The following is a 25735-nucleotide window of genomic DNA, read 5'->3' on the forward strand; positions in this document are numbered from 1 at the left end:
TCCTGATCAGTTGAGCGGGCCGCCGGCCACGTACAGGACCTGGCCGGAGACGAAACCGGCCGCCTCGCCGGTGAAGAAGGCGACCGCGTTGGCGATGTCACCGGGCTCACCGACCCGCTGCACCGGGATCTGGCTCGCGGCGGCCTTCTGAAAGTCCTCGAAGCCCATGCCGACGCGCTGGGCGGTGGCGGCGGTCATGTCGGTGGCGATGAACCCGGGCGCCACGGCGTTGGCGGTGACGCCGAACTTGCCGAGCTCGATGGCGAGGGTCTTGGTGAAGCCCTGCATTCCGGCCTTGGCCGCGGAGTAGTTGACCTGGCCGCGGTTGCCCAGCGCCGAGCTGCTGGAGAGGTTGACGATCCGGCCGAAGCCCGCGTCCACCATGTGCTTCTGGCAGGCGCGCGACATCAGGAACGCGCCCCGCAGATGCACGTTCATCACGGTGTCCCAGTCGGACTCGCTCATCTTGAAGAGCAGATTGTCGCGGAGCACGCCCGCGTTGTTGACCAGGATCGTCGGCGCGCCGAGCTCCTCGGCGACACGCGCGACGGCGGCCTCGACCTGCTCGGCGTCCGACACATCGCAGCCCACGGCGATGGCCTTGCCGCCCGCCTCGGTGATCTTCTCCACGGTGTCCGCGCAGGACCCCTCGTCGAGGTCGAGCACGGCGACGACGCGACCCTCCTCGGCCAGGCGCACGGCGGTCGCCGCGCCGATGCCGCGGGCCGCGCCCGTCACGATGGCAACGCGCTGCTCGGTGGTGGACATGCGGGTTCTCCCTCGCATCGATGGCGGCTCACCGTCCCGGCCCCGGGAGTGAGCAACCGCTTAGTCTCTCCTGCGCACGAGACGCTATGAGGCCCGCCACCGCCTGTCAACGACCGCCCTTATGTACTCGCTCACCTCCGGGCACTTTCACCCGGTGTGTCACCGCACCAGCAGATCGAGCAACCGCTCGACCTCCGCCTCCGCGTCCGCCGTCAGCCCCGTGTGCACCGGCCCCGGCTGGACGACCGTGGAGCGCGGCGCGACAAGCCAGCGGAAGCGCCGTCCCGGGTCCTCCCCCGCCGCCTGACCGGCCTGCTCTCCCCCGCAGCAGACGCACTCCACCGCGCGCAGCGCGGCCCGTACCGCCCGCACGTCCGCCGAGGGGTCGAGGGCGCGCAGCCGGTCCTCGTCCAGATGGACTCGAGCCGCCACGAAGGACGTGGCGCGGCAGTAGACGACGACGCCCGCGTTGATCTGCTCACCGCGCTCGACCCGGGGGACGACCCGCAGCACGGCGTATTCGAAGACATCCCGGCCGTTGTGGAACCCGCTCACTTCGACGCCTTTCCCTCGACCCACACCCGCAGCCACTCCGGGGCCTTGGACGGCTCCTCACCGGCGCGCTCGCCGAGCGTGATCCTCGCCCCGACCGTGGACGCCCGCTCCAGCAGCACCTCGACATAGGCGCGGCGCACCGCGTCCGGCCCGTCGAACCCCGGCTCGTCGGTCAGCCACTCGTCGGGGACGTCCGCCACCACCTCGGTGAGCAGTTCCTCGGTGATCAGCGGCGCCAGCGCCTCGGCCGCCGCGGCGACGTCGGGCGCGAACGGCGCGAGAACATGCTCGGAGGCGTCGTACGGCTTGCCGGCGGCCTTGTCCAGGCCGCGCCAGCCGTGGTGCCAGATCATCGTGGCGCCGTGGTCGATGAGCCACAACTGCCCGTGCCACACCAGCATGTTGGGGTTGCGCCAGGAGCGGTCCACATTGCCGATGAGCGCGTCGAACCACACCACCCGGCCGGCCTCCTCCGCACCCACCTCGAAGGCGAGCGGGTCGAAGCCGAGCGAGCCGGGAAGGTAGTCCATGCCCAGATTGAGCCCGCCACTGGCCTTGAGCAGCTCCTGCACCTCCTGGTCGGGCTCGCTCAGACCGATCACCGGGTCCAGCTGCATCCGCACCAGCTCCGGGACCCGCAGCCCCAGACGGCGGCCCAGCTGACCGCAGACGACCTCGGCGACGAGGGTCTTACGGCCCTGCCCGGCGCCGGTGAACTTCATGACATAGGTGCCCAGATCATCGGCCTCGACGATGCCCGGCAGCGATCCGCCCTCACGCAAGGGCGTGACATAGCGGATCGCGGTGACTTCGGTCAACATTTTCCCAGGCTATCCGACTTACTGACCTTGCAATTCACCATTGACTCCGGGCAGGAACAAAACGAGGAGTCCGCTGCCATAAGTCCTTCACCTTGCTTCGGAGCATTCGGCGACGAAGGCGCAGAGCCGGCGAATCAGGCTCAGGTAGCCGGCGGGGTCCACGGTGCCCTGCATGTGGGACGCATCCTGGAGCCACTGTTGCCACAAGCCACCCGAGCTCAGGAAAGGCGCGGCTCGGTCCCCTCCGAGATGCAGGTCGATGAACACGAGAGCGCCCATGGCCACGGTCTGGTCGTATGCGAGGTCTGGACGGCGAAGATAGCGATCAAGGTAGGCGGCAAGCAGATCCGCGTCGCGCGGCGTGCCGAAGCGGGCCAGGGCCACGCAATAGGCCAGCCCAGCACAGCACACCTCGCTGGCCAGCAGGAGTTCACCGAGGCGCTCACGGAACTCGGTCCGGCGGGAGACGGCCACAAGCCATGCGGCAGTCCTCCGCTCCCGCCAACCGCCCTCCAAGAGGGTGGCGATCTCGTGAGCGGTGATGAGTCCCGCGTCTTCGCCGAGATCTCGCACGAATCGGTCGTACTCAGGACCTCGCATGCGCAGCAAGCCGCCGCTGAGCTTCAGATATCGCCGTCCGGGGGTGACATAGCGTCGGACCAGGGCCAGCAGTTCGGCATCCTCGTGGGCATGGCGCATCACGGGTCCAATCCTGTCCCGCTGGTGTGCAAGGCGGCCAGCCCCCTTTGGACGTTGCGCCGCTCGCCCGTGGCAGGGGGGTGGCAGGTACTGCATCCGCTTGGGCCGGGTCGTCACCAAGGCGGCGAGGTCGTCAAGGCCCAATGACCGCTGTTGCGTTCCACCCCGGCACCGTCCGCTCCGGCCTCGACCGCAACTCCGCACTGATCACGGCAGCAAAGGCAAGCCTGATCGGTCGACGCCTGACGCGGTCACCCGAGGAGGGCGCCGAGCCAATCATCAGGATCGCCACCACCGACCGCGGCAAACTGAGAAACGACTTCTACAACCGGCTCGAGCCGGAGCCACTGCGTGCCCCCACCGCGGACGCGGATCTCGCTGCGCGGCTGTGGCAGCGGGCCCACGAGCTCACCCACGCATCCATATGACAGCCTCTCCCCATGCCGGCGGCCTCCGCCATCGTCCACCCGAGCCAGGCCAAGAATCAGGCTCCGTCGATGGTCCGGCCCGGCATCGGCTCCGCGAGCGCGGCTCGCCAGGCCGGCACGCCGAAGGGCTCGGCGAAGTACTGCGTCTCGTGCACCACGTGCTGGTCGGCGAATTCCATGATGCTCACCGAGTACGAAGGCACACCGTCGTAGGTGATGAGGCATTCGCTCACCCACAGATTCGCATGGCCGGTGATCCGCTGGACGGTGAAGTGCCGGCCGGCCGGGTGCCCGCCGCGTTGCGCCGAGATCGTCGCTCGGCCCCGGAACCGCTCACCTGACTGCGGGTAGTCCAGGATCGCGTCCGTGGCGTAGATGGCGTGCTCGGCTTCGGTGTTCCCGCGTTCCGAGGCCCGCCAATGCTCCTCGATCGCGGCTCTGGTCCGGGAGTCAGCATCCATGGCACCGCCCTTGCGTAGCGGGTGACAGCCTAGGCACTCCGGGCCACAGCCGGCCCGAGGCCAGGCGGACCTGGGTGTGCCAAATCCTTCCTTTGGCCGAATCAGAGGGTGGCAGCCGTCCACCGTGGCAACGCCGTCGAGTGTGTCCCAGAGTGCCGCCCTGCGGATTTTTAACCGAGTTGGGCGCGTCGGCAGGTTCCGGTGAATACGCGGCCGAGTTGGTCGTCCAGCACGGCGAGGATCGCCGGTTTCGGTGTGCCGTCGGGGTCGATGTGCGTGTGCAGGGCGAGCCCTTCGGCGAACGCCACGATGTGCAGGGCCTGGTCAGCCGCGTCGATCCCCTGAGCGACCTCGCCGCATACCGTGCCATTTTTGATGGCTTGGGCGACGCGTGAGCGGATGCCCACGAGGGTCTCTCTCTGGACGCCCGCGAGGCGGACGTTGTGCGCGGCCTGGTCTGCGAAGGCGAGACGGACCAGGAATTCGGCGCGGCGGGCGTCATCGAGCGGTATGAGCTCGGTCAGCGCCTGCCGCAGCATCTCGGCGATGGTGCGGCCCTCGGCCTCGCCTCGGTTCACCAGCTCGTCCACTCGTGCGGTGAAACGCCCGTTGACGCGGGTGAACGTGGCCAGCAGCATCTCGTCCTTTGCCGTGAAGTAGTGCTGCACCAGGCCGACGGACATGCCGGCTTCTGCGGCGGTCCGCGCGACGGTCACGGAGGTGAGGCCGTGTCGCACGATCAGGCGTTGGACGGCGTCGGTGATCTGCCCGTGGCGGGCGTCATGGTCGGCAACTCTCGGCACGTGAGGACGGTACCGCGTGCTATAACCGTACACACATATTGCTACCAGGGAGGGCCCTTGCGATGATCCGACGACACCCAGCCCGCCTGTTAGGCCTGGGACTTGCTCTTGCTCTCCTGCTGCCACCCGGTATGGCCACTGCGGGCCAGGCCAGTGCCGGACAGACGGCCGGCAGCCGCCGTGACCCGGCCCTGCAGGCCCTGGCCGACCAGGTGGTGGCCGACCCGAACCCCAACCCAGGCGCCTTCCTGCGAGCCCGCCATGGCTCGGACGACCGCTTCGGCGCGGCCGGCGTCGCCGACCGATCCGCCGGCACGCCGATGGCACCGGACCTGAAGTTCCGCACCGGGAGCGTCACCAAGACCTTCACCGCAACGGTCGTCCTGCAACTCGTCGCCGAGCACCGGTTACGACTCGACGACACCGTGCAGAGCCTGCTGCCCGACCAGATCCGCACCGACAACGCACTGTCCGGTGCGCCCATCACTGTCCGCCAGCTGCTCAACCACACGAGCGGGCTGTACGACTACATCGACGGGCTGCTTCCCCACTTCCGCAGTGTTGACCAGTACTGGCCCCGCGACCAGCTGATCAGCATCGGTCTTGCCCAACCCCGGTACTTCCCGGCTCCCGGCACCCGATTCCGGTACTCCAACACCAACTACCTGCTGCTCGACCTGATCGTCGAACGGATCACCGACCGCGATCTGCGCACCAACCTCGAACGCCGCGTCTTCGCCCCCCTCGGGCTGCGTGACACCTCCTACCCGTTGGCGCAGAACGCCATCGACGGAGCCCACGTACACGGGTACGCGGACGTTTCCCTCTTGCTGCCGAACGCGCCGGACCCAACCCGTTTCGACGTCACCGCGTTCAGCCCGTCCGAGGCTGGGGCATCGGGCGCCCTCGTCACGACCGCGGCCGACATCGCACGCTTCTACCGGGCCCTGCTGCAAGGGCGCCTCCTGCCTCCGGACCTGCTTCGCCGGATGCTCACCGACACGGTCCCCACAACCGGAAGCGCCCCGCCCGCCGTCGCCTACGGCCTGGGCGTCTACGTCTACGCCACCGGCTGCGGCCGTGCGTACGGCCACGGCGGCACCGCACTCGGGTACCTGACCTTCGCCCTCAACAGCCGCGACGGGCGCGACCAACTCATCGCCCACACCAACTGGAACTCCTTAGCCGACACCGGGATCGACGAGGACTTCTGGGCTTCCTTCCAGCGGGGCTACTGCGGAAGGCCTGGGTAGATCAGGCTGCCTTCGGTGCCAGGTAGTACGAACTGACGTCGCGCGGTGAGCAGGGTCGTCGCGGTGGCGCGGCGCATTTCCTCCACCCCTCCAGAACGCACCGTCACCATTCGGGATGACTCATCAGCGGGCCGCCGTGCGGCAACGGCCAGTCCCTTGCCGCACGGCGGTGGCTGTCCTGTCAGCCGTTCAGCAGGTCCCGCAGCCGCGGTGAGCGCCTGATGCGCTAGGCGGGGGCGGGCGCGGCATCCGGAGCCGACGTCTCGACGCGCACACGGGCCACGGTCGCGCCCTGGAGAGTCAGGCGCGTCCCTTCGGCGCCAGGAAGGACGCTGTCGAAACGCTCCAGCCGTCGGCCGTCGAGCGCGACGACGCCGTCGAGGACCACCAGAGCGGTGGCGAACGCGGCCGAGACCGACAGCTGCGCGTCGCCCCGGAGAAGATCGAGGCTGCCTCGGTTGCCGCTGCGCACCATGAGGTTGAGCGCCTGCGCCCTGCCGTGAACTGCGGTCGTGGCCACTTCGGCGGTCCCGCCGAACGTGACGATCTGGGTGTAACGCAGATCATGGACGGCACCGTCGATGGACAGCTGGAGGGGCACGGGGGCGGCCGACAGCAGGTGGCGCTCCATCCCCGGAAAGGGTGAGAAGGGGCCGGCGTCCTCGATGTCCGCGAGGCTCAGCCGCCACGTGACCGCCTCCGGGGAAGCCGCGGCGGGCTCACGGTGGATCTCGCGGGTCCAGCCTCGTCCGTTGGCCCACCGCTGTGGTTCGAGCGTGCCCATCGGGATGACGTGTGCGGTGTCCGCCGAGCCGTTTCCCGGTTCTCCGGAGGGCCTCTTCGGTGATTGCATGTCGAGTTCGTCTCCATCCCCACCGGCCTGGCCGATCGGGTTCAGTGGCAGGAGTGTCGGGTATGCGGCTTCGGTCGAGGAAAGTACGGGGGCGGCGCGGGTGCTCATCCTGCTCCGGGTCAGTTTCCGGCGGCGCCCATGCAGGGGTAGGTCCAGTCCAGGTCGGGGTTCATGTTCTCCTTGATGTAGCGGCCGCTGACCCAGCGCTGGAGGGCGAGCGGAGAGCCGGTCTTGTCGTTGACGTAGGTCATGCCTGCAGTGTCGCGCAGTACGCTGAGGACCTGGGAGATCGCCTTGCGCTCGGTGGCGAAGGGCTGCGAGGAACGATCGGCTCGGCCGATCCGTTCGCCGGGCCTGCGGCCACGGACTCATCTCCGACCTGCCACGACGGCATTCACCTGTACAAGGTCAGTAACCGGATCCATGGTCCCGTCTTCGCGGCCGCGGCTATTGTGACCGGCATGGGGCGCAATGACATCTCCGGGGGATGCTTCGGCGCAGCGGTACAGGCCCACAACCTGGAAAACCTCACGATCACATCGTCCTGCGCGAACCCGCCTCATTGCCCGGAAGATCCGAGGGACTGGCCACTCGCCGGCGATTGGCAGGCGTTGGTGGCGGGCACGCACCCGTCCCGCCCGGGTACCGGTGGCGGGGACGGTGACGTCCCGCCATACATCGCACGCGATGCCGACGAGCGGATCCGTCGGCGCATCGTCGATGCCGACCGGCACGGCGGCATGGTCCTCGTGGTGGGCGACTCCACGGCCGGAAAGACCCGGGCCGCATTCGAAGCGGTACGAGCGGTGTTGCCGGCCTACCGCGTGTGCGCGCCGTCGTCGGACAACGATGTGACCGGTCTACCGCTGTCCATCGAGCGCGGTGGTTCGCGGTGTGTGGTGTGGCTGGACGACTTGGAACGGTATCTGCGGCCCGGCGGACTGCAAATCAACGTGATGGCCGCGTTGACACGGTTGAAGGTGCCGGTCGTCGCGACGATGCGGCTCAAGCCGTTCGAAAAGGCCAGTGCCGCACGCGACCACGGATCCGGGGCCCAACTGCTGCGGGCGGCCGAGGTCATCGATCTGGACCGGCTCTGGAGCGACGAGGAGCTTTCCCGCGCCGAGCGCTGTGACGACCCTCGTATTCTCGACGCGCTCACCCACCACGGCACGTATGGAGTCGCCGAATACCTGGCGGCGGGGCCTTCCCTGTTGCAGGAATGGCGCCGGGCCGGTCCCGGGAACGGCCATGCCCGCGGGACGGCCTTGGTGAGGGCGGCCGTCGACCTCACCCGCTGCGGTCTCCGCGGCCCCTACCCCAGGGCCGTACTGGAGGATGTGCATCAGTGGTACCTGCCTGCTGAAGGATCCGTATCGCGGCTCGAATCGGTGGCCACGGCATTCGACTGGGCGTCGAAGGTGCGCCATGGAGTGACCAGCCTTCTCCTTCCAGCGGGCACAGACACATGGCTGGCCTTCGACTATCTGATCGACCACGCGGATTCAAGAATTCCGGACCCGGTCTGGGAAGCCGCGCTCGCCCATACGGATGCCGACGCCGATCGATGGGTCATCGCCAGGAACGCCCAGGATGTCGCGCCCCATGCCGCCGAAAAGGCCTGGCGTCCCCTGGCGGGCGCGGGAAATCCGTACGCCGCGAACGACCTCGCGCTCCTGCTGGGTGAGCTCGGTCGTGTCCAGGAAGCCGAGTCCCTGTACCGTCAGGCGCTCGGTAAAGGCCATCTCGATGCCGCGAACAACCTCGCCATTCTCTTGGAGAAAGAGGGCCGCGTCGACGAGGCCGAGGCCCTGTATCGCAGTGCGCTCGGGAGTGGTGATCCTTACGCCGCGCTGAATCTCGGCGCTCTGCTGGAAAGGGCGGAGCGTCTGGCCGAGGCCGCCGCGCTGTACCGTCGGGCACTGAACAACGGCTCAAAGCACGCGGCGCACGCGTTGGCCACGCTCGCGCGGAAGATGGGCAGCCTGGACGAAGCCGTGTCCCTCTATCGCGTCGCCATCGACCTGGGCGACCCCTACGCGGCAGAAGACCTCGCCGACCTGCTCATTTTCCTCGGCCGGTCACGCGAAGCCGAAGAATGCCGCGCACGTCGGCCCCGCGCACATCAGCCCGGCCCGGGCAAAGACGCTCGCGGGTGAGGACCGGCGCGACCTGACCGCCCGCTTCTGCAAAACACGTCGATATTCGATCGCGTGAGACGGAGGCGGGCTGCCAGGCTGCGTCCATGGATCACGCGGAAGTGCTCCTCATCGGAGGGCGGGCCGGGGTCGGCAAGACGACGGTGGGGTGGGAGGTTTCGGCGTTGCTGCGAGGTGCGGCGGTCCCTCACGCAGTCATCGACGGTGACTTCATGGGGCAGGTGCATCCAGCTCCGGAAGGAGATCCGCACCGTGCGGAGATCACTGAAAGCAATCTGACTGCGGTGTGGACCAACTACGCCCGCCGCGGCTACCGGCGTCTGATCTATACGAACACACTGAGCGTGGTGCCCGAGGCGACCGGCATGTTCGAGCGGGCCATGGGCAGCGGGGTGCGGATCGTGCGGGTTCTGCTCACGGCCACCGACACGACCACGCGGGAGCGGCTGGAGCACCGGGAAATCGGCTCGGAGCTGGAGACGGAATGGGAGAGCAGTACCCGTAAGGCGCGGTTGCTGGACCAGCGGGCCCCGGCGGACGCGGTGCGGGTGGCGACGGACGGGCGGGCTGTCGCGGACATCGCGCGCGAGGTGGTGGCCGCCACCGGCTGGGCCGAGCAGCACTCCACGAGCAGGCCGTGATCAGAACGGTGGACCGGTCCGGCGGTGGCCGCGGCACACCGCTGATCACCGGGTGTGAAGACTGAAGATCGGGCGGCGGTCGCGGGGCAGGGCGTAGACGCTGCCGGGCGGCGGGACGGGCCCGAGGCCCTTATGGGCCGCATCGCGGGGACGGTTCACGCGGGTCGAACCACGGCGCCGGGCACGGCAGTTCGCGCTCGGCCCGCTGTCCAACCTGCCATGGCGTCACATCGGTCTTGGCCTTCGGAGACAAGTGGGCGACCCAGCACTATGTGCCCGAGGCCGTGTCGGTGCCGGTCGTATTGGCGCCGGCGCGCCCCTGGGAGGGGTAAGCGGTTGAGCGGTGGCCGCTGGACAGGTGCTCGACCGCGTCGAGGGAGTCGAGGAAGTCGTGGAAGGCCCGGTCGGTGCGGGTGGTGTCGCCGGTGGCGTCGAGGTCCATGAGGAGACCACGGATGACGGCGAGAACGAGCGTCGCGAGATCCGGCCGACCGATGCTGCGCAGGCCGTCCTCGAGCGGCCCGAGCCAGTCGGTCGTCGCGGTGCGCCGGAAGTTGGGCCACAACTGCTGCTCCGCGCTCTCGCGCAGCTGACCGAACATCCGCAGATACGGCTGCCCGTCCGGGCCGGTGATGGAGATCCAGGCGCGGTTCAGGATGGCCGTGTACGGCTCGCCGGGTCGCGCCCGCAGGAGGTCGCCGAATGTGTCGAGCTGACGTTGCCGCGCGTGCCCGAGGACGGCCCGCAGGAGGGCGTCGCGGGTACCGAAGTGATAGATCAGCATGCGGGCCGAGGTGCCGGTGGCGGTGGCCAGCGGCTCGAGCCGGCCGGGGAGGCCGTGCGCGAGGGCGTGATCAGCGCAGGCGTCGAGCAGCCTCTCCTTGATCTGCGGTTGCGGTCGTCTACCCACGGTTCCACTTTTTCACGTAACAGCTACTACGTCTAAATTCGGCAGGGACAGTCGAGGCCGACGTGGAGGTGGCGATGAGAGTGGTGTTCGTGCACGGGGCGTGCGTGCGGGACGGGTCGTGGTGGTGGCACCGCACCGCCGAGCTGCTGCAGGAGCGGGGGGTGCCGAGCATGGCACCGGCGCTACCGAGCTGCGGCGAGGCGGGGCTGCCCGGCGGCGTCGGCGGTCCGGGGCTGCCCGAGGATGTCGCCGCGGTGCGGCAGGTGCTGCGGACCGGCGACGAGCCGACCGTCGTGGTCGCCCACAGCTACGGCGGCATCGTCACCGCGGAAGCCGCCGCGGAAGTCGGGTCGGTGCGCCACCTGCTGCTGGTCTCCAGCTATCTGCCCGAGGTGGGGCAGAGCCTGTCGGATTTCGGGGACGGCAGCCCCGCCCCGTTCCTCGACATCGACCCCGACGCCGGCACGTTCGGGGTCCGCCCCGAACTGCTCGTGGACACCTTCCTGCAGGACTGCGACCCCGATGTCCAGGCGCAGGCGGCGGACCACCTCGCCCGGCAGAACGTGCGGGTGACCGGGCAGCCGGTCGGGGCGGCCGCATGGCAGCAGTTGCCCTCGACGTACCTCGTCTGCGCCCGGGACCGGGGCACCTCGCCGCGGCTGCAGCGGGAGTTCGCCCGCCGGGCCGGCAGCGTCGTCGAACTCGACGCCGGCCACCACCCGTTCCTGTCCCAGCCCGAAACGGTCCGGGACCTGCTGCTGAGCCTGTGACGGCAGCCGCGGACGTGCCGGGCCGGCGAGCCGGGGGCCCGGAGGCCGTCGTGAAGCCCGGGCGCCATCCGCACCGCAGGGAGGTCCGGATGGCGCTGCTGAAGGCGCCGGGATCGGCGGCACTCCGCACCACTGGCTGCTCGGCCGAGCGCCCGAAGCGGGCTGCCTCAATACGGTGCCCGCGGAAGGGGCGGTCAGGCCGCGCGCGTCAGCTCGATCCGGCCGAACAGGAGGGCATAGCCGGAGGGAAGCTGGGCGAGGATACGGTCCACCAGGCCGTCTCCCGCGAGTTGCGTGACGACCTTGAGGACGGAGCCGGTGTCCCAGCGAGCGGTGGCGGGAGTGCCGCCCACCCGGGTGGCGAGGTCCTTGACGAAGCCCCAGCCGGTGAGGGGCTCGGGGGCGGGGATCTGGTCGGCGAGCACCCGGGCCGCCTCCACGGGCAGACGGGCGGCGAGATCGACCCGCTCATCGCCGGTGAGCTGCCGGCCCAGGCCGGCGAGCACGGCACGGACGACCATCTCGGCCCGTTCACGGGTGGGGTAGGCCCCTTCGTAACGGACCTTCTCCAGCATCTGGTCGAACGTCATCTCCGCTGCGGTCGGGGCGTATTCGGACTGGGCCGGCATGGCTGGGTCGATTGCCTTTCTCGTCATGCTTGCTTGTCATGATGGTGTACGCGAGTGATCGCGGAGGTCGGGCGGAGGTCACGGAGGACGGGGCGGAGGACGGGAAGGGAGCGCCCGGCCTTCCTGGCGTCCTCCGCCCGCGATGGTGAATACCCCTGGGGTCAGCCGCTGATCTGCTTGCTCCTGGTGCCCTCGCCGATGGCGATCTTGCGGGGCTTGGCCCGCTCGGCGATGGGGATGCGCAGCGTCAGGACACCGGCTTCGTAGTCTGCCTCGATGCGTTCGGTGTCGAGGGTGTCGGCCAGCATCAGCTGGCGGGAGAAGACTCCGAGAGGCCGTTCGGACAGCTCCATCTGCACATCGTCGGCCTTGGCGATCGGACGCCGCTCCGCCTTGACGGTGAGCATGTTCCGCTCGACATCGATATCGATCGCATCGGTCGAGACGCCGGGGAGGTCGAGGGCGATCACATAGTCGTCGCCCTCACGGTAGGCGTCCATCGGCATGGTGGACGGCCTGGACCAAGTGCCGGACGAGCCCATGAGCTGCTGAGTGAGCCGGTCAAGCTCGCGGAACGGGTCGGTGCGCATCAACATCGTGAAACACCTCCACTGTGCTTGTGTCCTTTGGGCGGTACCGCCAATGCGCTGTAACCTGCTTCCGTTGTAGCATGTCATCGGAACGATGACAAATGAATGTGTCGTCGATCCGATGACAAAGGAGGGATACGCCATGGTCAGCCCGGAGGAGTCTCACAAACCCGGTCCCCACCCCGCCCCCACGTCGTTCCCGGCCACCTCGGCGGCACTGGAGGCCATCGACGAGGTCGTGCGCACCGCCACCGCCCCACCAGACCGAGGGCCGGAGCCACACCGGACCAGCTCGGAGCAGGCCTTGGCCGCGCTGTTGCTGCTGCGGGAGGTCAGGGACCAGCTCGCCGGGTGGGAACCGTGGCTGATCGAGACGGCTCGCGAGGCGGGCGCCAGCTGGGCCGAGCTCGCGCACCCCCTGGGCGTGGCGAGCCGCCAGGCCGCCGAGCGTCGTTACCTGCGTGTACGACCCGGAACCCCCGGCGCCACCGGCGAGCAGCGAGTGCAGGCCACCCGCGACCGCCGCGCCGCCGACCGCACCGTCACCTCATGGGCCCGGGGCAACGCAGCCGACCTGCGTCGGCTCGCCGGGCAAGTCACCGCCCTCACCGATCTGCCCGCCGAGGCCCGTGACCACATCGCCCGGCTTGCGGACGCCCTCGCCCACGACGACGCCGCCCAGCTCGTCGCCCCGCTCGCCGAAGCCCATCAGCACCTGACAGCACGTCATATCGACCTCGCGGACCGCGTCGACACCGTAGCCCGCCACGCCGACCAGCTGCGGCAAGCAAGCGGCGACCAGCGCCGCGGCACGGACTGACCCCGCCCCGGCCAACGTCTTCGGCGTCATCCGGGTCACCAACGCGATGCTTCCGCTGTTGCGCCACTCGGCGCACCCGCGGATCGTCAACCAGTCCAGCCATGTCGGCTCGCCGGCCCCGCAGAGCACGCCCGGTGGCGAACGTGCGCATCGCCGTGCGCACACCCGACAAGACCGAGACGCCGGCCGAAGCGGTCAGGGCCTCTGCCGCCCTCTCCGACAACGACCCGACAGCTACACCCTGGAGTACCTCAAGAACGATGGGTACATCACCGACTGAAACGATCGCCGCACGGGCCACCTGAGCGCCGGCTCCGCCAGCGCCGCTGACGGAGCCGGCGCTCCGCTACTGACGCCGTCGGCCGAGGACACAGAACTCGTTGCCTTCGGGGTCTGCCATGACCACCCACGGCTGGTCACCCTGACCAATATCAACACGCTGTGCGCCATGAGCCTCAAGGCGAGCCACCTCGGCGTCCTGATCATCAGGCACGAAGTCGAGATGTAGTCGGCTCTTGGCCTTCTTGGGCTCATCAAGCTGGACGAACTCCAACCCCGGCAAGCGATCCGGCTCCGGGCGGATCGCGAACTCCACATCAGAGGAGTGGACCACAACCCAACCAAGAGCCTCGGCCCACCACTGCCCCAGGGCCGCCGGATCTGCAGAGTGAACAATTACATGACGCCATTCCAAGGTCATCAGCCGAGCCTAGACCTGCCAGGGCTTCGACAACAGGCATGCATGAAGAGGGCCTACTGACGTCTCCTCAGCGACGACCATTTCCGGATCCGGCGGACGAGCCGCCTAGCGCGCCACCCGGTAGCGGAGGTAGACGACGCTCGAGCTGAAGGTGCGGGTCTCCACGAGTTCGAGATCCACCCGGCGCTCGCGCCGGGGAAAGAACGGAATGCCACCGCCAACCAGCACCGGGTAGACCCTGGCCCGGTACTCGTCGATCAGATCCAACGCGGCCGCATCGGCGGCGAGAGCCGCGCCGCCGATCGCGATGTCGCCCTCCCCCGGCTCGGCCCGCAACCGCTCGATCTCCTCCGCCAGGCCGCCGGAGGCCAGGCGGGCATTGCCCTGCACCGCCGACAGCGTGGTGGAGAACACCACCTTGGGGAGCGACTTCCAGAGCGCGGCCCACTCGAGCATGGAGTCATCAAGCGATGGATTCTGGTCGGCGGTCTCCCAGTACAGCATCGTCTCGTACAGCCGTCGTCCCAACAGGTGGGCGCCGACCTCTCGAATCTCGTCGGTGACGAAGCGAAACACTTCCTCGTCGGGCGCCGTCCAGTCGAAGCCGCCGTCCGGCCCGACGATGTAGCCGTCAAGTGAGACGCCCATCGAATAGGTCACCCTGCGCATCGGAAGTCCTCCTCAATAACGGGTTCGACAGTACGACCGCCGGACGCCGCAGAACTCATCGCGGCTCGCGGGATCCCCTGGGCCGAGTCACCGCACGAGGCTCCGTGATCGGGCAGCCGCGGCTGCACGTCTTCGGCTGACCTGACCGTCTCGCCGCCTGCCGCCGGCCGCCCGCAACGCTGCACCAGCGTCGGCCGCCGGGCGGTTCCTCCTCGGTGAGCGGAGGTGAACTGTCCCTAGCCGTCGTCGGGTGGCAGGGGCCAGCCGGACGATGCTCAGTCAGGGGACGATGAGCGGCATGACACATGCTCAGGCTCCCTTCGGCCGGTGGGACCCCTCTCCTTTGGCGGAAGTTGTCGCGCGTTTCTCCGGTCTGGAAGGCGGTTGGTGGGTAGCCGGAGGACTGGCGATCGAGCTCGCGGTGGGCCGTCCGATCCGAAGCCATGGCGACATCGATGTTCTCCTGCTTCGCCGGGACCAGCTCATGGCACAGCAGGCTCTGGCGGGCTGGCAATGGTCGTGCGCTGATCCGCCGGGGAGCCTGCGTCCGTGGATGCCGGGTGAGGTCCTGCCGCTCGGCGTTGACGACATCTGGTGCCGGCCTGGACCAGATGATCCTTGGCGCATCCAGGTCCTGCTCGACGAGTCCTGCGGTCACGAATGGGTGTCCCGGCGTGACACCCGAGTGCGCAGGCCGATCAGCACACTGGGGATGACTTCGGCCGCCGGCATTCCCTTCCTGGCCCCGGACGTGCAGCTCTACTACAAGGCCAAGGCGCCACGGCCCAAGGACGAAGAGGACTTCGACGCGGTACTGCCGTTGCTGACGGAACAGCAACGGCGATGGCTCGCCGACGCGATCACCGGGACGTACGGACCTCACCCTTGGCACAAGCGCTTGGAAGGGTGAATCCGACGCTGGTTCCGCCGGTGCTCGCCAAGAAGGCTCGCAGATCACCGTGTGTGGTAGCTGACCGCTCCGCTCCAGGACGGCGGTCGCGCCTTCGCCGGCCGTGTCCTCTCCGCGCAGGTGGAGGGGTATGCGCAGCCGTCGGAGTACCTGCTGGTGATGGGCGAGCCGATGGATGCGTGGGAGCCGGGTGCCGGGGCAGCCGGCCCGGCTCGGCCGGCTTGAGGGCGAAGGCTTCTCGCGCCGTGTCGAGTGCCGCGTCGGCGCGTGCCGGGCATGGGGTCATCGGGTGATCGGGGTGGCACCGGTTGCGGTGATGGACAGGTCCCACAGCCGTGCGGCCGCGTCGGGGTCGATGGCGTACGCGCGGACGCCGCCGTCGTCCATGGGCGCGTCAGGGGCGGAGACACGTGCGACGTCGCAGTCTTCCAGGTAGAGGCCACCGCGGTCGTCAAGGAGTCGGGACGTGGCTGCCCACAGGCCGGTGGCGGCGCCCTGGGAGGGCGTCTTGAAGTCGGCGCCGATCACGTTGCCGTGCTCGTCCACCCAACCGCGATCGATCTGCTCCCGGAGCGTCATCTCCCGCTGAAGGCCGGTGACGATCTTGCCCGGGTGGAGAGCCAGCGCCCGGACGCCGTCGTCGCGCCCGAGGGCGTCGAGCTGCACGGCGAACAGGGCATTGGCGGTCTTGGCCTGGCCGTAGGCCAGCCACTTGTCGTAGCCGGTGCGAAAGTGCGGGTCGTGCCAGCGGATGTCGGTCAGGGCATGTCCGGCGGAGCTGTTGACGACGACGCGCGCACCGCCCGCGGCGGCGGCCAGGAGCGGATAGAGCTCGCAGACGAGAGTGAAGTGTCCGAAGTGGTTGGCGGTGAACTGGCTCTCCCAGCCGGGGCCGACGCGCCGCTCCGGGGTGGCCATGACGCCGGCGACAGCCATGAACAGGTCGAGCCGGGCGAGGGAGCCGCTGATCCGCGCGGCGGCGGCGCGCACACCGTCGAGGTCCGCCAAATCCATGGAGATGACCTCGCAGCCCTCCACGTCCGCGAGCGCGGCGCGGGCGACTTCGGGCCTGCGTGCCGGAACGATGACCCGGGCCCCGGCCGCCGATAGGGCCCGGGTGGTTTCCAGGCCGAGCCCGGAGTAGCCCCCGGTCACGACGGCGCTCGTGCCGGAGAGGTCGAGGCCGGCCATGACGTCCTCGGCGGTGCTGACGGTGGAGAAGGGCGAGCCGAGCGGCTGCTGATCAGTGCTGGTCATGCCGACGACGCTACGATCTGGAGCGAGGTCTAGATCAAGTCCTGGAGGGGGCGCATGGCGACTGGCGAGACCTCCGCGGAGCCACTGAGCATCGGTGAGGTGGCCGAGCGGACCGGACTCAGCGTGCATGCCTTGCGCTTTTACGAGCGCGAGGGCTTGCTGGTCGGACCGGTCCGGCGCACCTCCGGCGGTCGGCGGCGGTACACCGCATTCGACGTCGACTGGTTGCTGATCTGCGTCAAGCTGCGTGCATCCGGCATGCCGCTCGCCGACCTCAAGCGGTTCGCCGAACTGGTGCGGCACGGTCCGGGCAACGAGGCGGAACGTCTGCGGCTCCTCGACGCCCACCGGCAGCGCGTCGACGAACAGATCCAGGCACTGGAGGAGTGCCGTTCCGTCATCGCCTGGAAGGTCGGCGTCTACGCCGAACACCTCGCCCGCGGCGAGGCCGGCGGACTCTGGGACCCGACGGCCTGAGGGGCAAGCGCAGAACCGCGAAGGCCGACCGTAGTGCGTAAGGTGGCGGTCATGACCGGCGAGAGTGACCTGCGGAAACTGCTGAGCGGCATGCGTCCGGAGCTGAATCCGGGCCGCTATGTGTTCACCACTGTCGAGGGTGGTATCCCCTCCGGCGTCACCCCTGTGGTCACAGTCGCCGAGGATGAGGGCTTGACCCTGGTGGTCCCTCGTGAAGAGGCGGATGCGGCCGGGCTGGCATACGACTATGTGGCCGGCTGGATCACTTTGCGTGTCCATTCCGCGCTCGAGGCCGTCGGGCTGACCGCCGCGGTCTCGCGGGAGCTCGCCGACGCCGGGCTGAGCTGCAACGTCGTCGCCGCGTTCCATCACGACCACCTGTTCGTCGCGTACGAGCACGCTGATCGGGCGGTGGCCGTCCTGGAGAGTCTGGCGCGGCGCTCCGCCTGAGCTGCCGCGCGGCCACAGCCATTCGTCGACGACGGCGACAGGTGGAGCCCGGCCCGGCCGGCCCCGCTGCGGGGGTTCGGTGTCCGATTCGCAGGGTGGCCTGGGGGCGCGCAGCATGGAAGTGGCCGGCTGCCATCATTTCGCGAGGTGACAGGCCATGACTGGTTGAGCCCGCTGGAAGCACGGGTCGCGCCCCGGGCCGAGGCCGTCCGGACGGTCGCCGAGGGGCGTGGAGGGGCGTGGAGGACCGCCCGCCGGGGGACGCTCCCGGCCCGGTGTGCCGGTCGGAGGAGCCATAGGAGGTCGGCGATGGCGCACGCACACGGAGATGAACCGATCGTGATCGGCCTCGACCCCGATCCGGGCAGACGCGCGGCACTCGGCTGGGCCGCCGACGAGGCGGACCGGCGCCGCCTGCCGCTGCAGCTGGTCCTCGCGCAGAACGTGCCGACCCCCGGGTACCGGCCGACGGGTGGGCGGCCGTCCTGGGAGGAGTGGAACGAGTCGCTGCACACGTCGGGGGATCGCATGCTGAAGGAGGCGGTGGCCTTCGTCGAGTCCCGGCATCCGCAGGTGCGGGTATCGGGGCTGCTGGCCGAGGGGCACCCGGCGTGGGTCCTGCGTGAGCAGGCCCGGAACGCCACGGTAGTGGTGGTCGGGTCCTGGCGTCTGAGCGCTCTTCAGGAGCTCTTCACCTCCGCCGCCGTCGCCCTGCCGCTCATCGCTCACGCGCCCTGCCCCGTGGTGGTCGTGCCGGAGCCGGATCAGGTGCCCGAGGCGGAGCGTGTCGCCGAGGCGGAACACGTCCCCGAGCGGCAGCCGCATTTCGTGGTCGGGGTCGACGGCAGCCGTCATTCCGCGGCCGCCGTCGACTTCGCCTTCGACGAGGCCGCCTTGCACGGCTCGGCCCTGCGCGCCCTCTACGTGTGGCAGCCTCCTCGGCTCGGAACGCCGGACGAGGAGGCCGCGGTCCAGGAGTGCCGACGGCTGTTGTCGGAGACCGTCGCCGGGCGTACCGCCGGCCATCCGGAGGTGGAACTGCGCCAAGAGGTCGTACCGGGCCACCCGGTGCAGGTCCTGACCGAGGCGGCCGAGCACGCCCTCGGCCTGGTCGTGGGCACACGCGGACACGGCGGGTTCACCGGCCTGCTGCTGGGCTCCGTCAGCCAGGGGGTGACGCAGCACGCACGCTGTCCGGTCATCACCGTTCCGAGCGCCTGACCACGGCCGCGGCCTCAAAGGCCCGGTCCGGTTCCGTGTTCTTCAGGCCCGGGCGGGGCGGGGGGCGATCTCCCGCAGCAGCTCCATCACCGCACGGGCGCGGGCGGTCTGGGTCATGCCCCTCACCGAGGCGATCTTGACTTCGAGCGGGGGGCTTCCGTCCCGCAGCTCCAGTTCCGCGATCTCGCCGCCGCCGTAGGTCTGGCCGGTCGCCGGCCGCTGGTTCAGCACGGAATATCCGAGCCCCCGGGCCACCAGGGAACGTACGGTTTCATAGCTCCGGGTGCGGTAGCGGACATCGGGCGCGGTGCCGGTGGCGGCGATCAGTGAGCGGAAGTAGTCGCGGCTGTGGGGCAGGTCGAGCAGGACGAGGGGTTCCGCGGACAGTTCGGCCAGCTCCACGGAGCCCTGCCGGGCCAGCGGGTGATCGGCCGCGACGATGACATAGGCCGGGGCCCGCGCGATCGTCTCGCTGCGCAGGTCCATCTCGGCCGTCAGACCCAGGTCGTAGGTGAGGGCGAAGTCGATGCGTCCCGCGCCCAGGGCCTGGACGAGCTGGTCCGTCTCTCCCTCCACCACGTCGATCTCGATGCCCGGGTAGCGGTCGGTGCATTCGCTGAACAGGGGCGGCAGATAGTACGGGGCCAGGGTCACGAAGCAGCCGACGGCCACCGGCCCGGAGATCGTCTCGCCGTCTCCCCGGGCCTCCCGCTCGATCTCGCGCGCACGGCCCAGCAGCTCCCGCGCGTGCTGCTGAAGCCTCTCCCCCGCGGGCGTCAGGGTCAGTCCCCGGCCCCTGCGGCGGATGAACAGCTGTACCCGCAGGTCGCGCTCCAGGTTGTGGATGGCCGCGGACACGGCGGACTGTGCGATGTGGAGCTCCCCCGACGCCTCCGTCATCGAACCGCGCTCGGCGGCCACGAGGAAGTAGCGGAGCTGGAGGAGGGTGAAACCCACCGGTGACGTCATGCGTGACCCTCGCGCCTGGTGATCGGTGTCCGTGCCGATGCCGACCCTATGCGGCGGCCGGACCCTATGCGGGCGGTGCCTGGTGGCGCTCCGCGGGCGCGTCGGAGACGTCCTCGGGGCGCAGCAGGGCGGAACCGGCGGTCTCCTTGAGGGACAGGGCGGCGATGAGGCCGCCGACGGCGAACACCATCAGGTAGGGGCCGGGCAGCAGGGTGCTGCCGGTCGCGGAGATCAACACGGTCATCAGGTACGGCACCGTGCCGGCGAACAGGGCGGCGGTGAGGTTGTAGGCGATGGACAGGCCGCTCTGGCGGGTGCGGGTGGGGAAGATCTCCGCCGACCACACCGCGTAGGTGCCGAGGATCGCGGCGAGGATCACGCCGAGCAGCAGACCGGCGATCCAGGTTCCGGCGAGCCCGGTCCGCATGAGGAGGAACGCGGGGGTGGAGAGGACCAGGAGGCCCGCGGTGGCCCCGACGAAGACCGGCTTGCGTCCCACGCGGTCGGACAGCAGCCCGAACACGGGGACCAGCACCAGCCCCAGCAGTGAGATCACCGTGGACAGCAGGGCGGCGCTGCCGGCCGAGTGCCCCAGGTGGTCGGTCTCGTAGGTGACCAGGTACGTCAGCACCATGTAGAAGGGCACATGCATGGCGGCCATCAGGCCCGCGGCCTGGAGCAGATGCCGCTTGTGCCGGCGGAGCAACTCCCGTACGGGGGTGCGCGGCACGGTGTCGTTGGCTTCGAGCGTCCGGTACTCGGGGGTGTCCTCGATCTTGTTGCGGATGATGAAGCCGATGACGCCGAGCGGCGCGGAGACGAGGAAGGGGATGCGCCAGCCCCAGGCGGTCAGCTGGTCCTCGTCCAGCCCCGTCGACAGCAGCAGATAGACGAACGAACCGGCGAGGAAGCCCAGCAGGGAGCCGACCTCCAGCCAGCTCACCCCGAATCCGCGACGGCGCCGGGGGGCGCTCTCGGCGAGGAAGCTCGCCGCGCTGCCGAACTCGCCGCCCGCCGCGAATCCCTGTATCAGGCGCAGGATCACCAGGAGCACCGGGGCGGCGACCCCGATCGCCGCGTAACCGGGCAGCAGGCCGATGCTCAGGGTCGCGCCGGACATCATGAAGATGACCAGCGACAGCGTGCGCTTGCGGCCGATCCGGTCGCCGAGCGGTCCGAACACCAGTGCGCCGATGGGCCGGATGCCGAAGGACACGGCGAACACGCCGAACACGGCGAGCAGTCCGGTGGTGCTGTTCTCGTCCGGGAAGAACACGGTGGCGACGGTGCCGGCGAGATAGGCATAGGCGGCCCAGTCGAACCAGTGCACGAACACGCCGACGGCTCCCGCGGCAACGCTTCTGCGCAGTGCGACGACGTCGGTGGCCACCTCGACCTCGGCCGTGGTGACGTCGGTGTGAGTGGTGGGCATGGGCGCCTCCTTGGGGATGGGGTGGAACAAGCCGGAGCTGTGCGGGTGCCGCCTCGATCGGGAGGCTGTGCTGGGTGCCGCCTCGGCCGGGAGGCCGTGCGGGGATGCCGCCTCGGTCAGGAGCTCGCGCTCGCGTAGCGGCTCGAACTCCGGTCCACACCGGTCCAGGCCAGCGCCACCGCCCCGTCGAGCAGGGCCCGCTGGGCGTTTGCGCCCACACAGAACGCGGCGAACTCGTGCTGGTGGTTGGTGGCGGGCAGCGAGCCGATGCCGATGTAGGGGTGGATGGCGGGCACCGTCTGCGAGACGTTGCCCATGTCGGTGGAGGCGCGGTTCATCCGGGCGGCCTGTCCCGGCGGCGCGAACTCCCGTCCCAGGGCGAGGGCGTTCGCGCGGTAGTGGGCAAGAGCGGTCTGGTCGGTGCGGAACTCCGCATACGGCTTGCTCTCCGGCTCGATCTCCAGCTCGCACCCGGTCGCGAGGGCACCCGCCTCGAAGGCACGCATGACCCGTGGTTCCAGCTCGGCCAGTTCGGCGAGGGTCTCCGCCCTGACGTACCAGCGGCCGGTGGCCCGCTCCGGGATGGCGTTCGGGGCGTCCCCGGCGTGGGTCACCACGCCGTGCACCCGGGCGGAGGTGGGCAGTTGCTGGCGGAGCAGTCCGATCGCGACCTGGGCCACGGTGAAGGCGTCGGCCGCGTTGATCCCGGCCTCGGGGTAGGCCGCGGCGTGTGCGGACCTACCGGTGTAGGAGATCTTGGAGTGGCTGACCGCGAACGGACGGGCCTCGACGACGTCGACCGGCGCCGGGTGCACCATCATCGCGAGGTCCATCCCGGCGAAGGCTCCCCGGTCGAGCATCTCGATCTTGCCGCCGCCGCCCTCCTCCGCCGGGGTGCCGTAGACCTCGACGGTGAGACCGGCGTCGTCGGCGACGGCGGCGAGGCCGAGCGCGGCGCCGACCGAGCTCGCCGCGATGAGGTTGTGCCCGCACGCGTGGCCGAGGCCGGGCAGCGCGTCGTACTCGGCGCACAGCGCGATCCGCACGGGCCCGCTGCCGAACCGGGCGTGGAAGGCGGTCTCCAGGCCCAGGTAGGACGTGGTGATGTCGAATCCGGCGCGGTCCAGCGGCTCGGGTACGGCGGCCGCCGCCCGGTGTTCCTCCCAGGCCGTCTCCGGGTCGGCGTGCAGCCGCTCGGACAGCCGGATCAGCTCCTCGGCGTGCCGGTCGACCTCGCGCCGGGCGGCCTCTTTGAGTGTGCCCGTCGTCCCCGTCGTCACCGTGGTCCCCATCGTCCCCATCACCGGTCGCCCGGGACGCCGTAGGAGGGGGCGGAGGCGGGATCGAGTCCACGGTGCACGTAGTCGTCCCGCTGCGGCAGCCAGACGGCGAGGAGTTCGGCGAGCCGGTCGACGGGGTCGTCGGCCCAGTCCACGCGCAGGTCGGTCACCCGCCAGTCCACGTCCGCGACGATCGCGAGACCCGCGGAGTGCACCGGCCCCTCCTCGCCACCGGCCTCGACCGCGGCCTTCAGGGCGGTGACCAGCCGCTCCTCCAGCTCCCCCGGGGCGGCGGAATACGCGTCGAGGAGGACGCCGGGGATGTGCTCGCCGCACAGCATGTTGCCCGCCGCCACCGCGCCCTCGGCGGTGGCCGAGGCGTGCTTGCCCAGGGTGTGCGCACCGCTGTAGACGAACCCGGGCCCGGAGCGGCCCAGCACGGTCAGCTGACGGTGGGCGATGGACTTCGCGTTCCGCGCCGCGCCGGTGACACCGGCCAGGGCGCGCTCCGCGTCGCCGTGGTCCGCCAGTTCCGCCAGCAGGCTCGTGCCGAGCGTGGGGTCGGTGACGTTCTGCGAAGCCGCCGCGCCGACCCCGGGCCGCAGATGGGCGACCCGGGCGGCGACCGCCGGACTGGACGAGCTGACCGCGATGCCGAACCGCTCGCCGTCGCGGACCACCAGGGAGAATGTCATGCCCGCTCCTCCCCGGGGATCACGGCGACGGCGTCGATCTCGCACAGCCACTCCGGACGGGCCAGCGCCGACACCACCAGGCCGGTGGAGATCGGGTGGACGCCCTTGGTCCAGCGGCCCACGGTGCGGTACACCGCCTCGCGGTAACGCGGGTCGATCAGATAGATGGTCAGCTTGACCAGGTGCTCCATCCGGCTGCCCGCCTCTTCGAGCAGCATCTTGATGTTCGCCATGGCCTGTTCGGCCTGCGCCTCGGCATCGCCGATGCCCACGGACTCGCTGGTGTCGAGGTCCTGGCCGATCTGGCCCCGGACGTACACGGTGTCGCCGGCGACGACGGCCTGGCAGAGGTCGTTGTCGAGGTTCTGCTCGGGATAGGTGTCGCGGGTGTTGAACGGGCGGATCCGGGTGTGCCCGCCGGCAACGACCGGGGCCTTGACGGCGTTCGCCCGGCGGTCCTCCCTCGTGGAGGTCATCATCTGCTCCTCAGTTCTTCCAGGCCGCCGGCGCGGCGCCGGGCCGGTCGGTGGTGCCGTACGCGAGATAGCCGCGCTGGGTCGTGATGTGATCGGCGACGTATCCGGCGTCGTGCCAGACGCCCCAGATGAAGCTCGATCCGCGGCGGGAGAGCCAGGGCAGGCCCAGGAAATAGACGCCGGGCTCGCAGGACACACCGCGTCGCTGGTTCGGCCGGCCATTCTCGTCGAACGCGTCGACCTCGAGCCAGCTGTAGTCGGTGGCAAAGCCCGTCGCCCAGACGATCGAGGTGACGCCGGCCGCGGCCAGGTCGAGCTCCAGCCGGGGGTCGGCCACGCCTTCCGGATCAGGCCCGAGGACGTGCGCCTCCGGCTCCTCGGCGAGGTCGAGCCCATTGCGCTCGACATACGCGTCGGCCGCCCGGAGGAGTTCGAGGTACTTCGCGTCGCCGAGCGCGACGTTCGTGGCGAGATCCGGCGCGAAGCGCAGTACGCCGTCGTCGTAGGACGCGGTCAGACCGACGAGCTCGACGCCGTCGGCGGCCAGGGCACGGAAGTCCACGGTGTGGCCGCCGCGTGCGCCGCTCACCGCGATGGTGACGTGTTCGGCACCCTGGGGAGGCGTCTGTGCGTCCCAGCGCCCGAGCACACCGAGCCACCAGCAGAAGTCGCGTCCGCGGTACTGGCGGGCGGGACGGTCGTGCGGACCCACGGAGAGGAAGACCCGGCGGCCGGAGCGGCGCAGCTCATCGGCGATCTGGACCCCCGAGGAGCCGGCCCCGACCACGAGGACCGCGCCCTCGGGGAGCTGCTCCGGGTTGCGGTACCCGCTGGAGTGGAGCTGCACGGGGACGGCGCCGTCCGGGACGATGGGTGGGATCACGGGCCGCTGGAACGGCCCGGTCGCGGCGACGACGAAGCGCGCGTCGACGGGGCCCTGCGAGGTCTCGACCCGGAAGCCGGGCCGTGACGTCCGCTTCCGTACCGAGGTCACCTCGACACCGCACCGGATCGGGGCGCCTATCTTCTCGGCGTAGGTGACGAAGTAGTCGGCGATCTGCTCCTTCGAGGCGAAGGCGTCGGGGTGGACGTCGGGGTCGACGTCGGAGAACTCCAGCCCCGGGAACCGGTCGTGCCACGCGGGCCCGTTCGCCACCAGGGAATCCCACCGCTCCGAGCGCCACCGCTCGGCGATACGGTGCCGCTCCAGGACGATATGCGGCACACCGTGGGCTCCCAGGTGCTCGCTCATCGCCACGCCTGCCTGGCCCGCGCCGACGACGACTACCTCAGTCTCTTCACTCAACTTTCAGCCTCCACTCAGGCGGTAGTGCATCCCGGTGTCGCGTTGACCGTGCTGTGGGTGCTACCGCACGAGGGATCCTTGGGCATGGCCGTAGTGCTGTCCAACAGATGTTTCCGCTGTAGGCGATCTGATTTACAGATGTGGAAGCCTGTCGAGTGCCCACGGTGACCGGCTGGTCCCCTGGGACTGGACCTCACCAGGCCGGACCAGGTCCCTGATGCCATCGAGGCCGCGATGGAGCGCTTCGGGCGACTGGATGTCCTCGTGAACAACGCCGGTGGGGCCGACCTCGGCTCAGTGGAGGACACGCCCCGGGAGTCCTTCTGCGCTCGGCATGGAGCCGGGGAACCTGCGTACCGAGATCACCTCGCCCCAGTCGATGACCGTCCTCTCTGGTCATCGCGCGGCCCACGTAGACGACTTCCGCGTATGGGTCGTCTCGATGGCCTTTGAGGTTCACGACCGTCGTAGGGCTCATGGTCTTGCTTCTTTTGATGACCGGAGCCGAGCTGAGCATGGTCTCCGCGGCTCCCATGAGCGAGGCGGCGATCTCGCCTTGCAGATGGCGCTGACGCCCCTGCTCGTCGTCGAGGGTGTCCAAGACTCCGAACGTGGTGGCGGGGGGGGGGGGGGGGGGGGGTGTTGGTGGGGGGGGGGGGGGGGCACACCGGCGGCGCGGGCCCCCCCCCGGGCGGGGTGGGGGGGCGCGGGGGCGGGGGCCGGCCCCGCCCCC

General features: G+C 70.0%; 31 protein-coding genes and 1 pseudogene. 12 read left to right on the forward strand and 20 right to left on the reverse strand.

All coding sequences use genetic code 11. The features are described from left to right. Positions 1 to 6: 6 nt before the first annotated feature. The 4 genes from fabG to ACFYOY_RS25365 form a co-directional block, all read right to left on the reverse strand. Positions 7 to 768, reverse strand: a complete 762-nt coding sequence (fabG, locus tag ACFYOY_RS25350) for a 3-oxoacyl-ACP reductase FabG (RefSeq protein ID WP_093469078.1) — start codon at positions 766 to 768, stop codon at positions 7 to 9. 159 nt (positions 769 to 927) lie between these two features. After that, positions 928 to 1323 carry a DUF3037 domain-containing protein gene (locus tag ACFYOY_RS25355; RefSeq protein WP_351888421.1) on the reverse strand — a complete coding sequence of 132 codons (396 nt, stop codon included), beginning with the start codon at positions 1321 to 1323 and terminating at the stop codon, positions 928 to 930. After that, positions 1320 to 2144, reverse strand: coding sequence for a HipA family kinase (locus tag ACFYOY_RS25360; protein WP_351888424.1), 825 nt, complete (start codon positions 2142 to 2144; stop codon positions 1320 to 1322). Before ACFYOY_RS25360 ends, ACFYOY_RS25355 begins: the two co-directional genes overlap by 4 nt. Positions 2145 to 2231: 87 nt before the next feature. Further along, the gene (locus ACFYOY_RS25365; RefSeq protein ID WP_351888685.1) at positions 2232 to 2843 is read right to left on the reverse strand and encodes a DUF6000 family protein; all 612 of its coding nucleotides are present in this window, start codon (positions 2841 to 2843) and stop codon (positions 2232 to 2234) included. 143 nt (positions 2844 to 2986) lie between these two features. Between ACFYOY_RS25365 and ACFYOY_RS25370 the strand changes: the two genes are divergently transcribed. After that, the gene (locus ACFYOY_RS25370; protein ID WP_388589735.1) at positions 2987 to 3271 is read left to right on the forward strand and encodes a hypothetical protein; all 285 of its coding nucleotides are present in this window, start codon (positions 2987 to 2989) and stop codon (positions 3269 to 3271) included. A gap of 56 nt (positions 3272 to 3327) precedes the next feature. On the opposite strand, the gene ACFYOY_RS25375 is transcribed toward ACFYOY_RS25370, so the two are convergent. Beyond that, a complete protein-coding gene (locus ACFYOY_RS25375) occupies positions 3328 to 3732 on the reverse strand; it encodes a nuclear transport factor 2 family protein (protein WP_388589739.1) in 405 nt (134 codons plus the stop codon). A 170-nt stretch (positions 3733 to 3902) separates the two neighbouring features. Next, on the reverse strand, positions 3903 to 4535 hold the full coding sequence (locus ACFYOY_RS25380; RefSeq protein WP_351888432.1) for a TetR/AcrR family transcriptional regulator: 633 nt from the start codon (positions 4533 to 4535) through the stop codon (positions 3903 to 3905). Between the two features lie 131 nt (positions 4536 to 4666). Here ACFYOY_RS25380 and ACFYOY_RS25385 point away from each other — a divergent pair, with 131 nt between their 5' ends. Beyond that, positions 4667 to 5788, forward strand: coding sequence for a serine hydrolase domain-containing protein (locus ACFYOY_RS25385; protein WP_388589742.1), 1122 nt, complete (start codon positions 4667 to 4669; stop codon positions 5786 to 5788). Positions 5789 to 6014: 226 nt separating this feature from the next. Here ACFYOY_RS25385 and ACFYOY_RS25390 read toward each other — a convergent pair whose 3' ends face one another. Both ACFYOY_RS25390 and ACFYOY_RS25395 read right to left on the reverse strand, forming a co-directional pair. Beyond that, positions 6015 to 6641: a HutD family protein gene (locus tag ACFYOY_RS25390; RefSeq protein ID WP_388589745.1), complete on the reverse strand. Its 627-nt coding sequence runs from the start codon at positions 6639 to 6641 to the stop codon at positions 6015 to 6017. 119 nt (positions 6642 to 6760) lie between these two features. After that, a complete protein-coding gene (locus ACFYOY_RS25395; RefSeq protein WP_351888441.1) occupies positions 6761 to 6892 on the reverse strand; it encodes a hypothetical protein in 132 nt (43 codons plus the stop codon). 210 nt (positions 6893 to 7102) lie between these two features. Here ACFYOY_RS25395 and ACFYOY_RS25400 point away from each other — a divergent pair, with 210 nt between their 5' ends. After that, a complete protein-coding gene (locus ACFYOY_RS25400) occupies positions 7103 to 8800 on the forward strand; it encodes a tetratricopeptide repeat protein (protein ID WP_388589748.1) in 1698 nt (565 codons plus the stop codon). 86 nt (positions 8801 to 8886) lie between these two features. Next, on the forward strand, positions 8887 to 9441 hold the full coding sequence (locus ACFYOY_RS25405) for a hypothetical protein (protein ID WP_208905908.1): 555 nt from the start codon (positions 8887 to 8889) through the stop codon (positions 9439 to 9441). A gap of 268 nt (positions 9442 to 9709) precedes the next feature. Here the strand turns inward: ACFYOY_RS25405 and ACFYOY_RS25410 are convergent, their stop codons facing one another. Further along, the gene (locus tag ACFYOY_RS25410; protein ID WP_388589751.1) at positions 9710 to 10351 is read right to left on the reverse strand and encodes a TetR/AcrR family transcriptional regulator; all 642 of its coding nucleotides are present in this window, start codon (positions 10349 to 10351) and stop codon (positions 9710 to 9712) included. 74 nt (positions 10352 to 10425) lie between these two features. Between ACFYOY_RS25410 and ACFYOY_RS25415 the strand changes: the two genes are divergently transcribed. Then, positions 10426 to 11121 (forward strand): alpha/beta hydrolase, encoded by a 696-nt coding sequence (locus tag ACFYOY_RS25415; RefSeq protein ID WP_388589754.1) that lies wholly within the window; start codon positions 10426 to 10428, stop codon positions 11119 to 11121. Positions 11122 to 11315: 194 nt separating this feature from the next. Here the strand turns inward: ACFYOY_RS25415 and ACFYOY_RS25420 are convergent, their stop codons facing one another. Both ACFYOY_RS25420 and ACFYOY_RS25425 read right to left on the reverse strand, forming a co-directional pair. Beyond that, complete coding sequence (locus ACFYOY_RS25420) at positions 11316 to 11750, reverse strand: DUF2267 domain-containing protein (protein ID WP_351888688.1); 435 nt, start codon at positions 11748 to 11750, stop codon at positions 11316 to 11318. A gap of 161 nt (positions 11751 to 11911) precedes the next feature. Further along, positions 11912 to 12346, reverse strand: coding sequence for an Hsp20/alpha crystallin family protein (locus ACFYOY_RS25425; RefSeq protein WP_351888453.1), 435 nt, complete (start codon positions 12344 to 12346; stop codon positions 11912 to 11914). A gap of 136 nt (positions 12347 to 12482) precedes the next feature. Here ACFYOY_RS25425 and ACFYOY_RS25430 point away from each other — a divergent pair, with 136 nt between their 5' ends. Beyond that, the gene (locus tag ACFYOY_RS25430) at positions 12483 to 13160 is read left to right on the forward strand and encodes a type III effector protein (RefSeq protein WP_351888691.1); all 678 of its coding nucleotides are present in this window, start codon (positions 12483 to 12485) and stop codon (positions 13158 to 13160) included. A 13-nt stretch (positions 13161 to 13173) separates the two neighbouring features. Beyond that, positions 13174 to 13296 (forward strand): annotated as a pseudogene (locus ACFYOY_RS25435) (dehydrogenase); the annotation flags it as partial. Between the two features lie 210 nt (positions 13297 to 13506). On the opposite strand, the gene ACFYOY_RS25440 reads toward ACFYOY_RS25435, so the two are convergent. Together ACFYOY_RS25440 and ACFYOY_RS25445 are read right to left on the reverse strand one after the other, a co-directional pair. Further along, positions 13507 to 13860, reverse strand: a complete 354-nt coding sequence (locus tag ACFYOY_RS25440; RefSeq protein WP_351888456.1) for a VOC family protein — start codon at positions 13858 to 13860, stop codon at positions 13507 to 13509. Between the two features lie 105 nt (positions 13861 to 13965). Continuing rightward, positions 13966 to 14529 carry a dihydrofolate reductase family protein gene (locus tag ACFYOY_RS25445; RefSeq protein WP_388589758.1) on the reverse strand — a complete coding sequence of 188 codons (564 nt, stop codon included), beginning with the start codon at positions 14527 to 14529 and terminating at the stop codon, positions 13966 to 13968. A gap of 298 nt (positions 14530 to 14827) precedes the next feature. On the opposite strand from ACFYOY_RS25445, the gene ACFYOY_RS25450 reads away from it, so the two are divergent. After that, on the forward strand, positions 14828 to 15439 hold the full coding sequence (locus ACFYOY_RS25450; RefSeq protein WP_388589761.1) for a nucleotidyltransferase domain-containing protein: 612 nt from the start codon (positions 14828 to 14830) through the stop codon (positions 15437 to 15439). A gap of 282 nt (positions 15440 to 15721) precedes the next feature. Here the strand turns inward: ACFYOY_RS25450 and ACFYOY_RS25455 are convergent, their stop codons facing one another. Beyond that, on the reverse strand, positions 15722 to 16696 hold the full coding sequence (locus ACFYOY_RS25455; RefSeq protein ID WP_351888465.1) for an SDR family NAD(P)-dependent oxidoreductase: 975 nt from the start codon (positions 16694 to 16696) through the stop codon (positions 15722 to 15724). 54 nt (positions 16697 to 16750) lie between these two features. Here ACFYOY_RS25455 and ACFYOY_RS25460 point away from each other — a divergent pair, with 54 nt between their 5' ends. The 3 genes from ACFYOY_RS25460 (at position 16751) to ACFYOY_RS25470 (ending at position 18844) form a co-directional block, all read left to right on the forward strand. Next, positions 16751 to 17173, forward strand: a complete 423-nt coding sequence (locus tag ACFYOY_RS25460) for a MerR family transcriptional regulator (protein WP_351888468.1) — start codon at positions 16751 to 16753, stop codon at positions 17171 to 17173. A 51-nt stretch (positions 17174 to 17224) separates the two neighbouring features. Next, positions 17225 to 17623 carry an ACT domain-containing protein gene (locus ACFYOY_RS25465; RefSeq protein WP_351888471.1) on the forward strand — a complete coding sequence of 133 codons (399 nt, stop codon included), beginning with the start codon at positions 17225 to 17227 and terminating at the stop codon, positions 17621 to 17623. A gap of 309 nt (positions 17624 to 17932) precedes the next feature. After that, positions 17933 to 18844, forward strand: a complete 912-nt coding sequence (locus ACFYOY_RS25470; protein ID WP_351888474.1) for a universal stress protein — start codon at positions 17933 to 17935, stop codon at positions 18842 to 18844. Positions 18845 to 18886: 42 nt separating this feature from the next. Here ACFYOY_RS25470 and ACFYOY_RS25475 read toward each other — a convergent pair whose 3' ends face one another. The 6 genes from ACFYOY_RS25475 to ACFYOY_RS25500 all read right to left on the reverse strand — a co-directional run bounded on the left by ACFYOY_RS25475 (position 18887) and on the right by ACFYOY_RS25500 (position 25002). Further along, positions 18887 to 19813 carry a LysR substrate-binding domain-containing protein gene (locus ACFYOY_RS25475; RefSeq protein ID WP_351888477.1) on the reverse strand — a complete coding sequence of 309 codons (927 nt, stop codon included), beginning with the start codon at positions 19811 to 19813 and terminating at the stop codon, positions 18887 to 18889. Between the two features lie 64 nt (positions 19814 to 19877). Continuing rightward, positions 19878 to 21245: an MFS transporter gene (locus ACFYOY_RS25480; protein WP_388589766.1), complete on the reverse strand. Its 1368-nt coding sequence runs from the start codon at positions 21243 to 21245 to the stop codon at positions 19878 to 19880. A 116-nt stretch (positions 21246 to 21361) separates the two neighbouring features. Next, the gene (locus ACFYOY_RS25485; protein WP_388589769.1) at positions 21362 to 22537 is read right to left on the reverse strand and encodes a M20 family metallopeptidase; all 1176 of its coding nucleotides are present in this window, start codon (positions 22535 to 22537) and stop codon (positions 21362 to 21364) included. Positions 22538 to 22545: 8 nt separating this feature from the next. Further along, positions 22546 to 23220, reverse strand: coding sequence for a DUF1028 domain-containing protein (locus tag ACFYOY_RS25490; RefSeq protein WP_351888486.1), 675 nt, complete (start codon positions 23218 to 23220; stop codon positions 22546 to 22548). Further along, positions 23217 to 23696, reverse strand: coding sequence for a RidA family protein (locus ACFYOY_RS25495; protein ID WP_388589772.1), 480 nt, complete (start codon positions 23694 to 23696; stop codon positions 23217 to 23219). The genes ACFYOY_RS25490 and ACFYOY_RS25495 overlap by 4 nt, the downstream gene beginning before the upstream one ends. 10 nt (positions 23697 to 23706) lie before the next feature. After that, positions 23707 to 25002 carry a flavin-containing monooxygenase gene (locus ACFYOY_RS25500; protein ID WP_388589775.1) on the reverse strand — a complete coding sequence of 432 codons (1296 nt, stop codon included), beginning with the start codon at positions 25000 to 25002 and terminating at the stop codon, positions 23707 to 23709. 186 nt (positions 25003 to 25188) lie between these two features. Between ACFYOY_RS25500 and ACFYOY_RS25505 the strand changes: the two genes are divergently transcribed. Continuing rightward, on the forward strand, positions 25189 to 25455 hold the full coding sequence (locus ACFYOY_RS25505; RefSeq protein WP_388589882.1) for an SDR family NAD(P)-dependent oxidoreductase: 267 nt from the start codon (positions 25189 to 25191) through the stop codon (positions 25453 to 25455). Positions 25456 to 25735 lie beyond the last annotated feature (280 nt).

Source organism: Streptomyces sp. NPDC007875 (assembly GCF_042868035.1).
Lineage (GTDB): Bacteria > Actinomycetota > Actinomycetes > Streptomycetales > Streptomycetaceae > Streptomyces > Streptomyces antimycoticus.

What these genes read in the sequence shown, in the direction of transcription:
- fabG (WP_093469078.1), bottom strand. Translation starts at nt 768, where the DNA reads ATGTCCACCACCGAGCAGCGCGTTGCCATCGTGACGGGCGCGGCCCGC.
- ACFYOY_RS25360 (WP_351888424.1), bottom strand. Translation starts at nt 2,144, where the DNA reads ATGTTGACCGAAGTCACCGCGATCCGCTATGTCACGCCCTTGCGTGAG.
- ACFYOY_RS25365 (WP_351888685.1), bottom strand. Translation starts at nt 2,843, where the DNA reads ATGCGCCATGCCCACGAGGATGCCGAACTGCTGGCCCTGGTCCGACGC.
- ACFYOY_RS25370 (WP_388589735.1), top strand. Translation starts at nt 2,987, where the DNA reads ATGACCGCTGTTGCGTTCCACCCCGGCACCGTCCGCTCCGGCCTCGAC.
- ACFYOY_RS25375 (WP_388589739.1), bottom strand. Translation starts at nt 3,732, where the DNA reads ATGGATGCTGACTCCCGGACCAGAGCCGCGATCGAGGAGCATTGGCGG.
- ACFYOY_RS25385 (WP_388589742.1), top strand. Translation starts at nt 4,667, where the DNA reads ATGGCCACTGCGGGCCAGGCCAGTGCCGGACAGACGGCCGGCAGCCGC.
- ACFYOY_RS25390 (WP_388589745.1), bottom strand. Translation starts at nt 6,641, where the DNA reads ATGCAATCACCGAAGAGGCCCTCCGGAGAACCGGGAAACGGCTCGGCG.
- ACFYOY_RS25395 (WP_351888441.1), bottom strand. Translation starts at nt 6,892, where the DNA reads ATGACCTACGTCAACGACAAGACCGGCTCTCCGCTCGCCCTCCAGCGC.
- ACFYOY_RS25400 (WP_388589748.1), top strand. Translation starts at nt 7,103, where the DNA reads ATGGGGCGCAATGACATCTCCGGGGGATGCTTCGGCGCAGCGGTACAG.
- ACFYOY_RS25405 (WP_208905908.1), top strand. Translation starts at nt 8,887, where the DNA reads ATGGATCACGCGGAAGTGCTCCTCATCGGAGGGCGGGCCGGGGTCGGC.
- ACFYOY_RS25415 (WP_388589754.1), top strand. Translation starts at nt 10,426, where the DNA reads ATGAGAGTGGTGTTCGTGCACGGGGCGTGCGTGCGGGACGGGTCGTGG.
- ACFYOY_RS25420 (WP_351888688.1), bottom strand. Translation starts at nt 11,750, where the DNA reads ATGCCGGCCCAGTCCGAATACGCCCCGACCGCAGCGGAGATGACGTTC.
- ACFYOY_RS25425 (WP_351888453.1), bottom strand. Translation starts at nt 12,346, where the DNA reads ATGTTGATGCGCACCGACCCGTTCCGCGAGCTTGACCGGCTCACTCAG.
- ACFYOY_RS25430 (WP_351888691.1), top strand. Translation starts at nt 12,483, where the DNA reads ATGGTCAGCCCGGAGGAGTCTCACAAACCCGGTCCCCACCCCGCCCCC.
- ACFYOY_RS25440 (WP_351888456.1), bottom strand. Translation starts at nt 13,860, where the DNA reads ATGACCTTGGAATGGCGTCATGTAATTGTTCACTCTGCAGATCCGGCG.
- ACFYOY_RS25445 (WP_388589758.1), bottom strand. Translation starts at nt 14,529, where the DNA reads ATGCGCAGGGTGACCTATTCGATGGGCGTCTCACTTGACGGCTACATC.
- ACFYOY_RS25450 (WP_388589761.1), top strand. Translation starts at nt 14,828, where the DNA reads ATGACACATGCTCAGGCTCCCTTCGGCCGGTGGGACCCCTCTCCTTTG.
- ACFYOY_RS25455 (WP_351888465.1), bottom strand. Translation starts at nt 16,696, where the DNA reads ATGACCAGCACTGATCAGCAGCCGCTCGGCTCGCCCTTCTCCACCGTC.
- ACFYOY_RS25460 (WP_351888468.1), top strand. Translation starts at nt 16,751, where the DNA reads ATGGCGACTGGCGAGACCTCCGCGGAGCCACTGAGCATCGGTGAGGTG.
- ACFYOY_RS25465 (WP_351888471.1), top strand. Translation starts at nt 17,225, where the DNA reads ATGACCGGCGAGAGTGACCTGCGGAAACTGCTGAGCGGCATGCGTCCG.
- ACFYOY_RS25470 (WP_351888474.1), top strand. Translation starts at nt 17,933, where the DNA reads ATGGCGCACGCACACGGAGATGAACCGATCGTGATCGGCCTCGACCCC.
- ACFYOY_RS25475 (WP_351888477.1), bottom strand. Translation starts at nt 19,813, where the DNA reads ATGACGTCACCGGTGGGTTTCACCCTCCTCCAGCTCCGCTACTTCCTC.
- ACFYOY_RS25480 (WP_388589766.1), bottom strand. Translation starts at nt 21,245, where the DNA reads ATGCCCACCACTCACACCGACGTCACCACGGCCGAGGTCGAGGTGGCC.
- ACFYOY_RS25485 (WP_388589769.1), bottom strand. Translation starts at nt 22,537, where the DNA reads ATGGGGACCACGGTGACGACGGGGACGACGGGCACACTCAAAGAGGCC.
- ACFYOY_RS25490 (WP_351888486.1), bottom strand. Translation starts at nt 23,220, where the DNA reads ATGACATTCTCCCTGGTGGTCCGCGACGGCGAGCGGTTCGGCATCGCG.
- ACFYOY_RS25495 (WP_388589772.1), bottom strand. Translation starts at nt 23,696, where the DNA reads ATGACCTCCACGAGGGAGGACCGCCGGGCGAACGCCGTCAAGGCCCCG.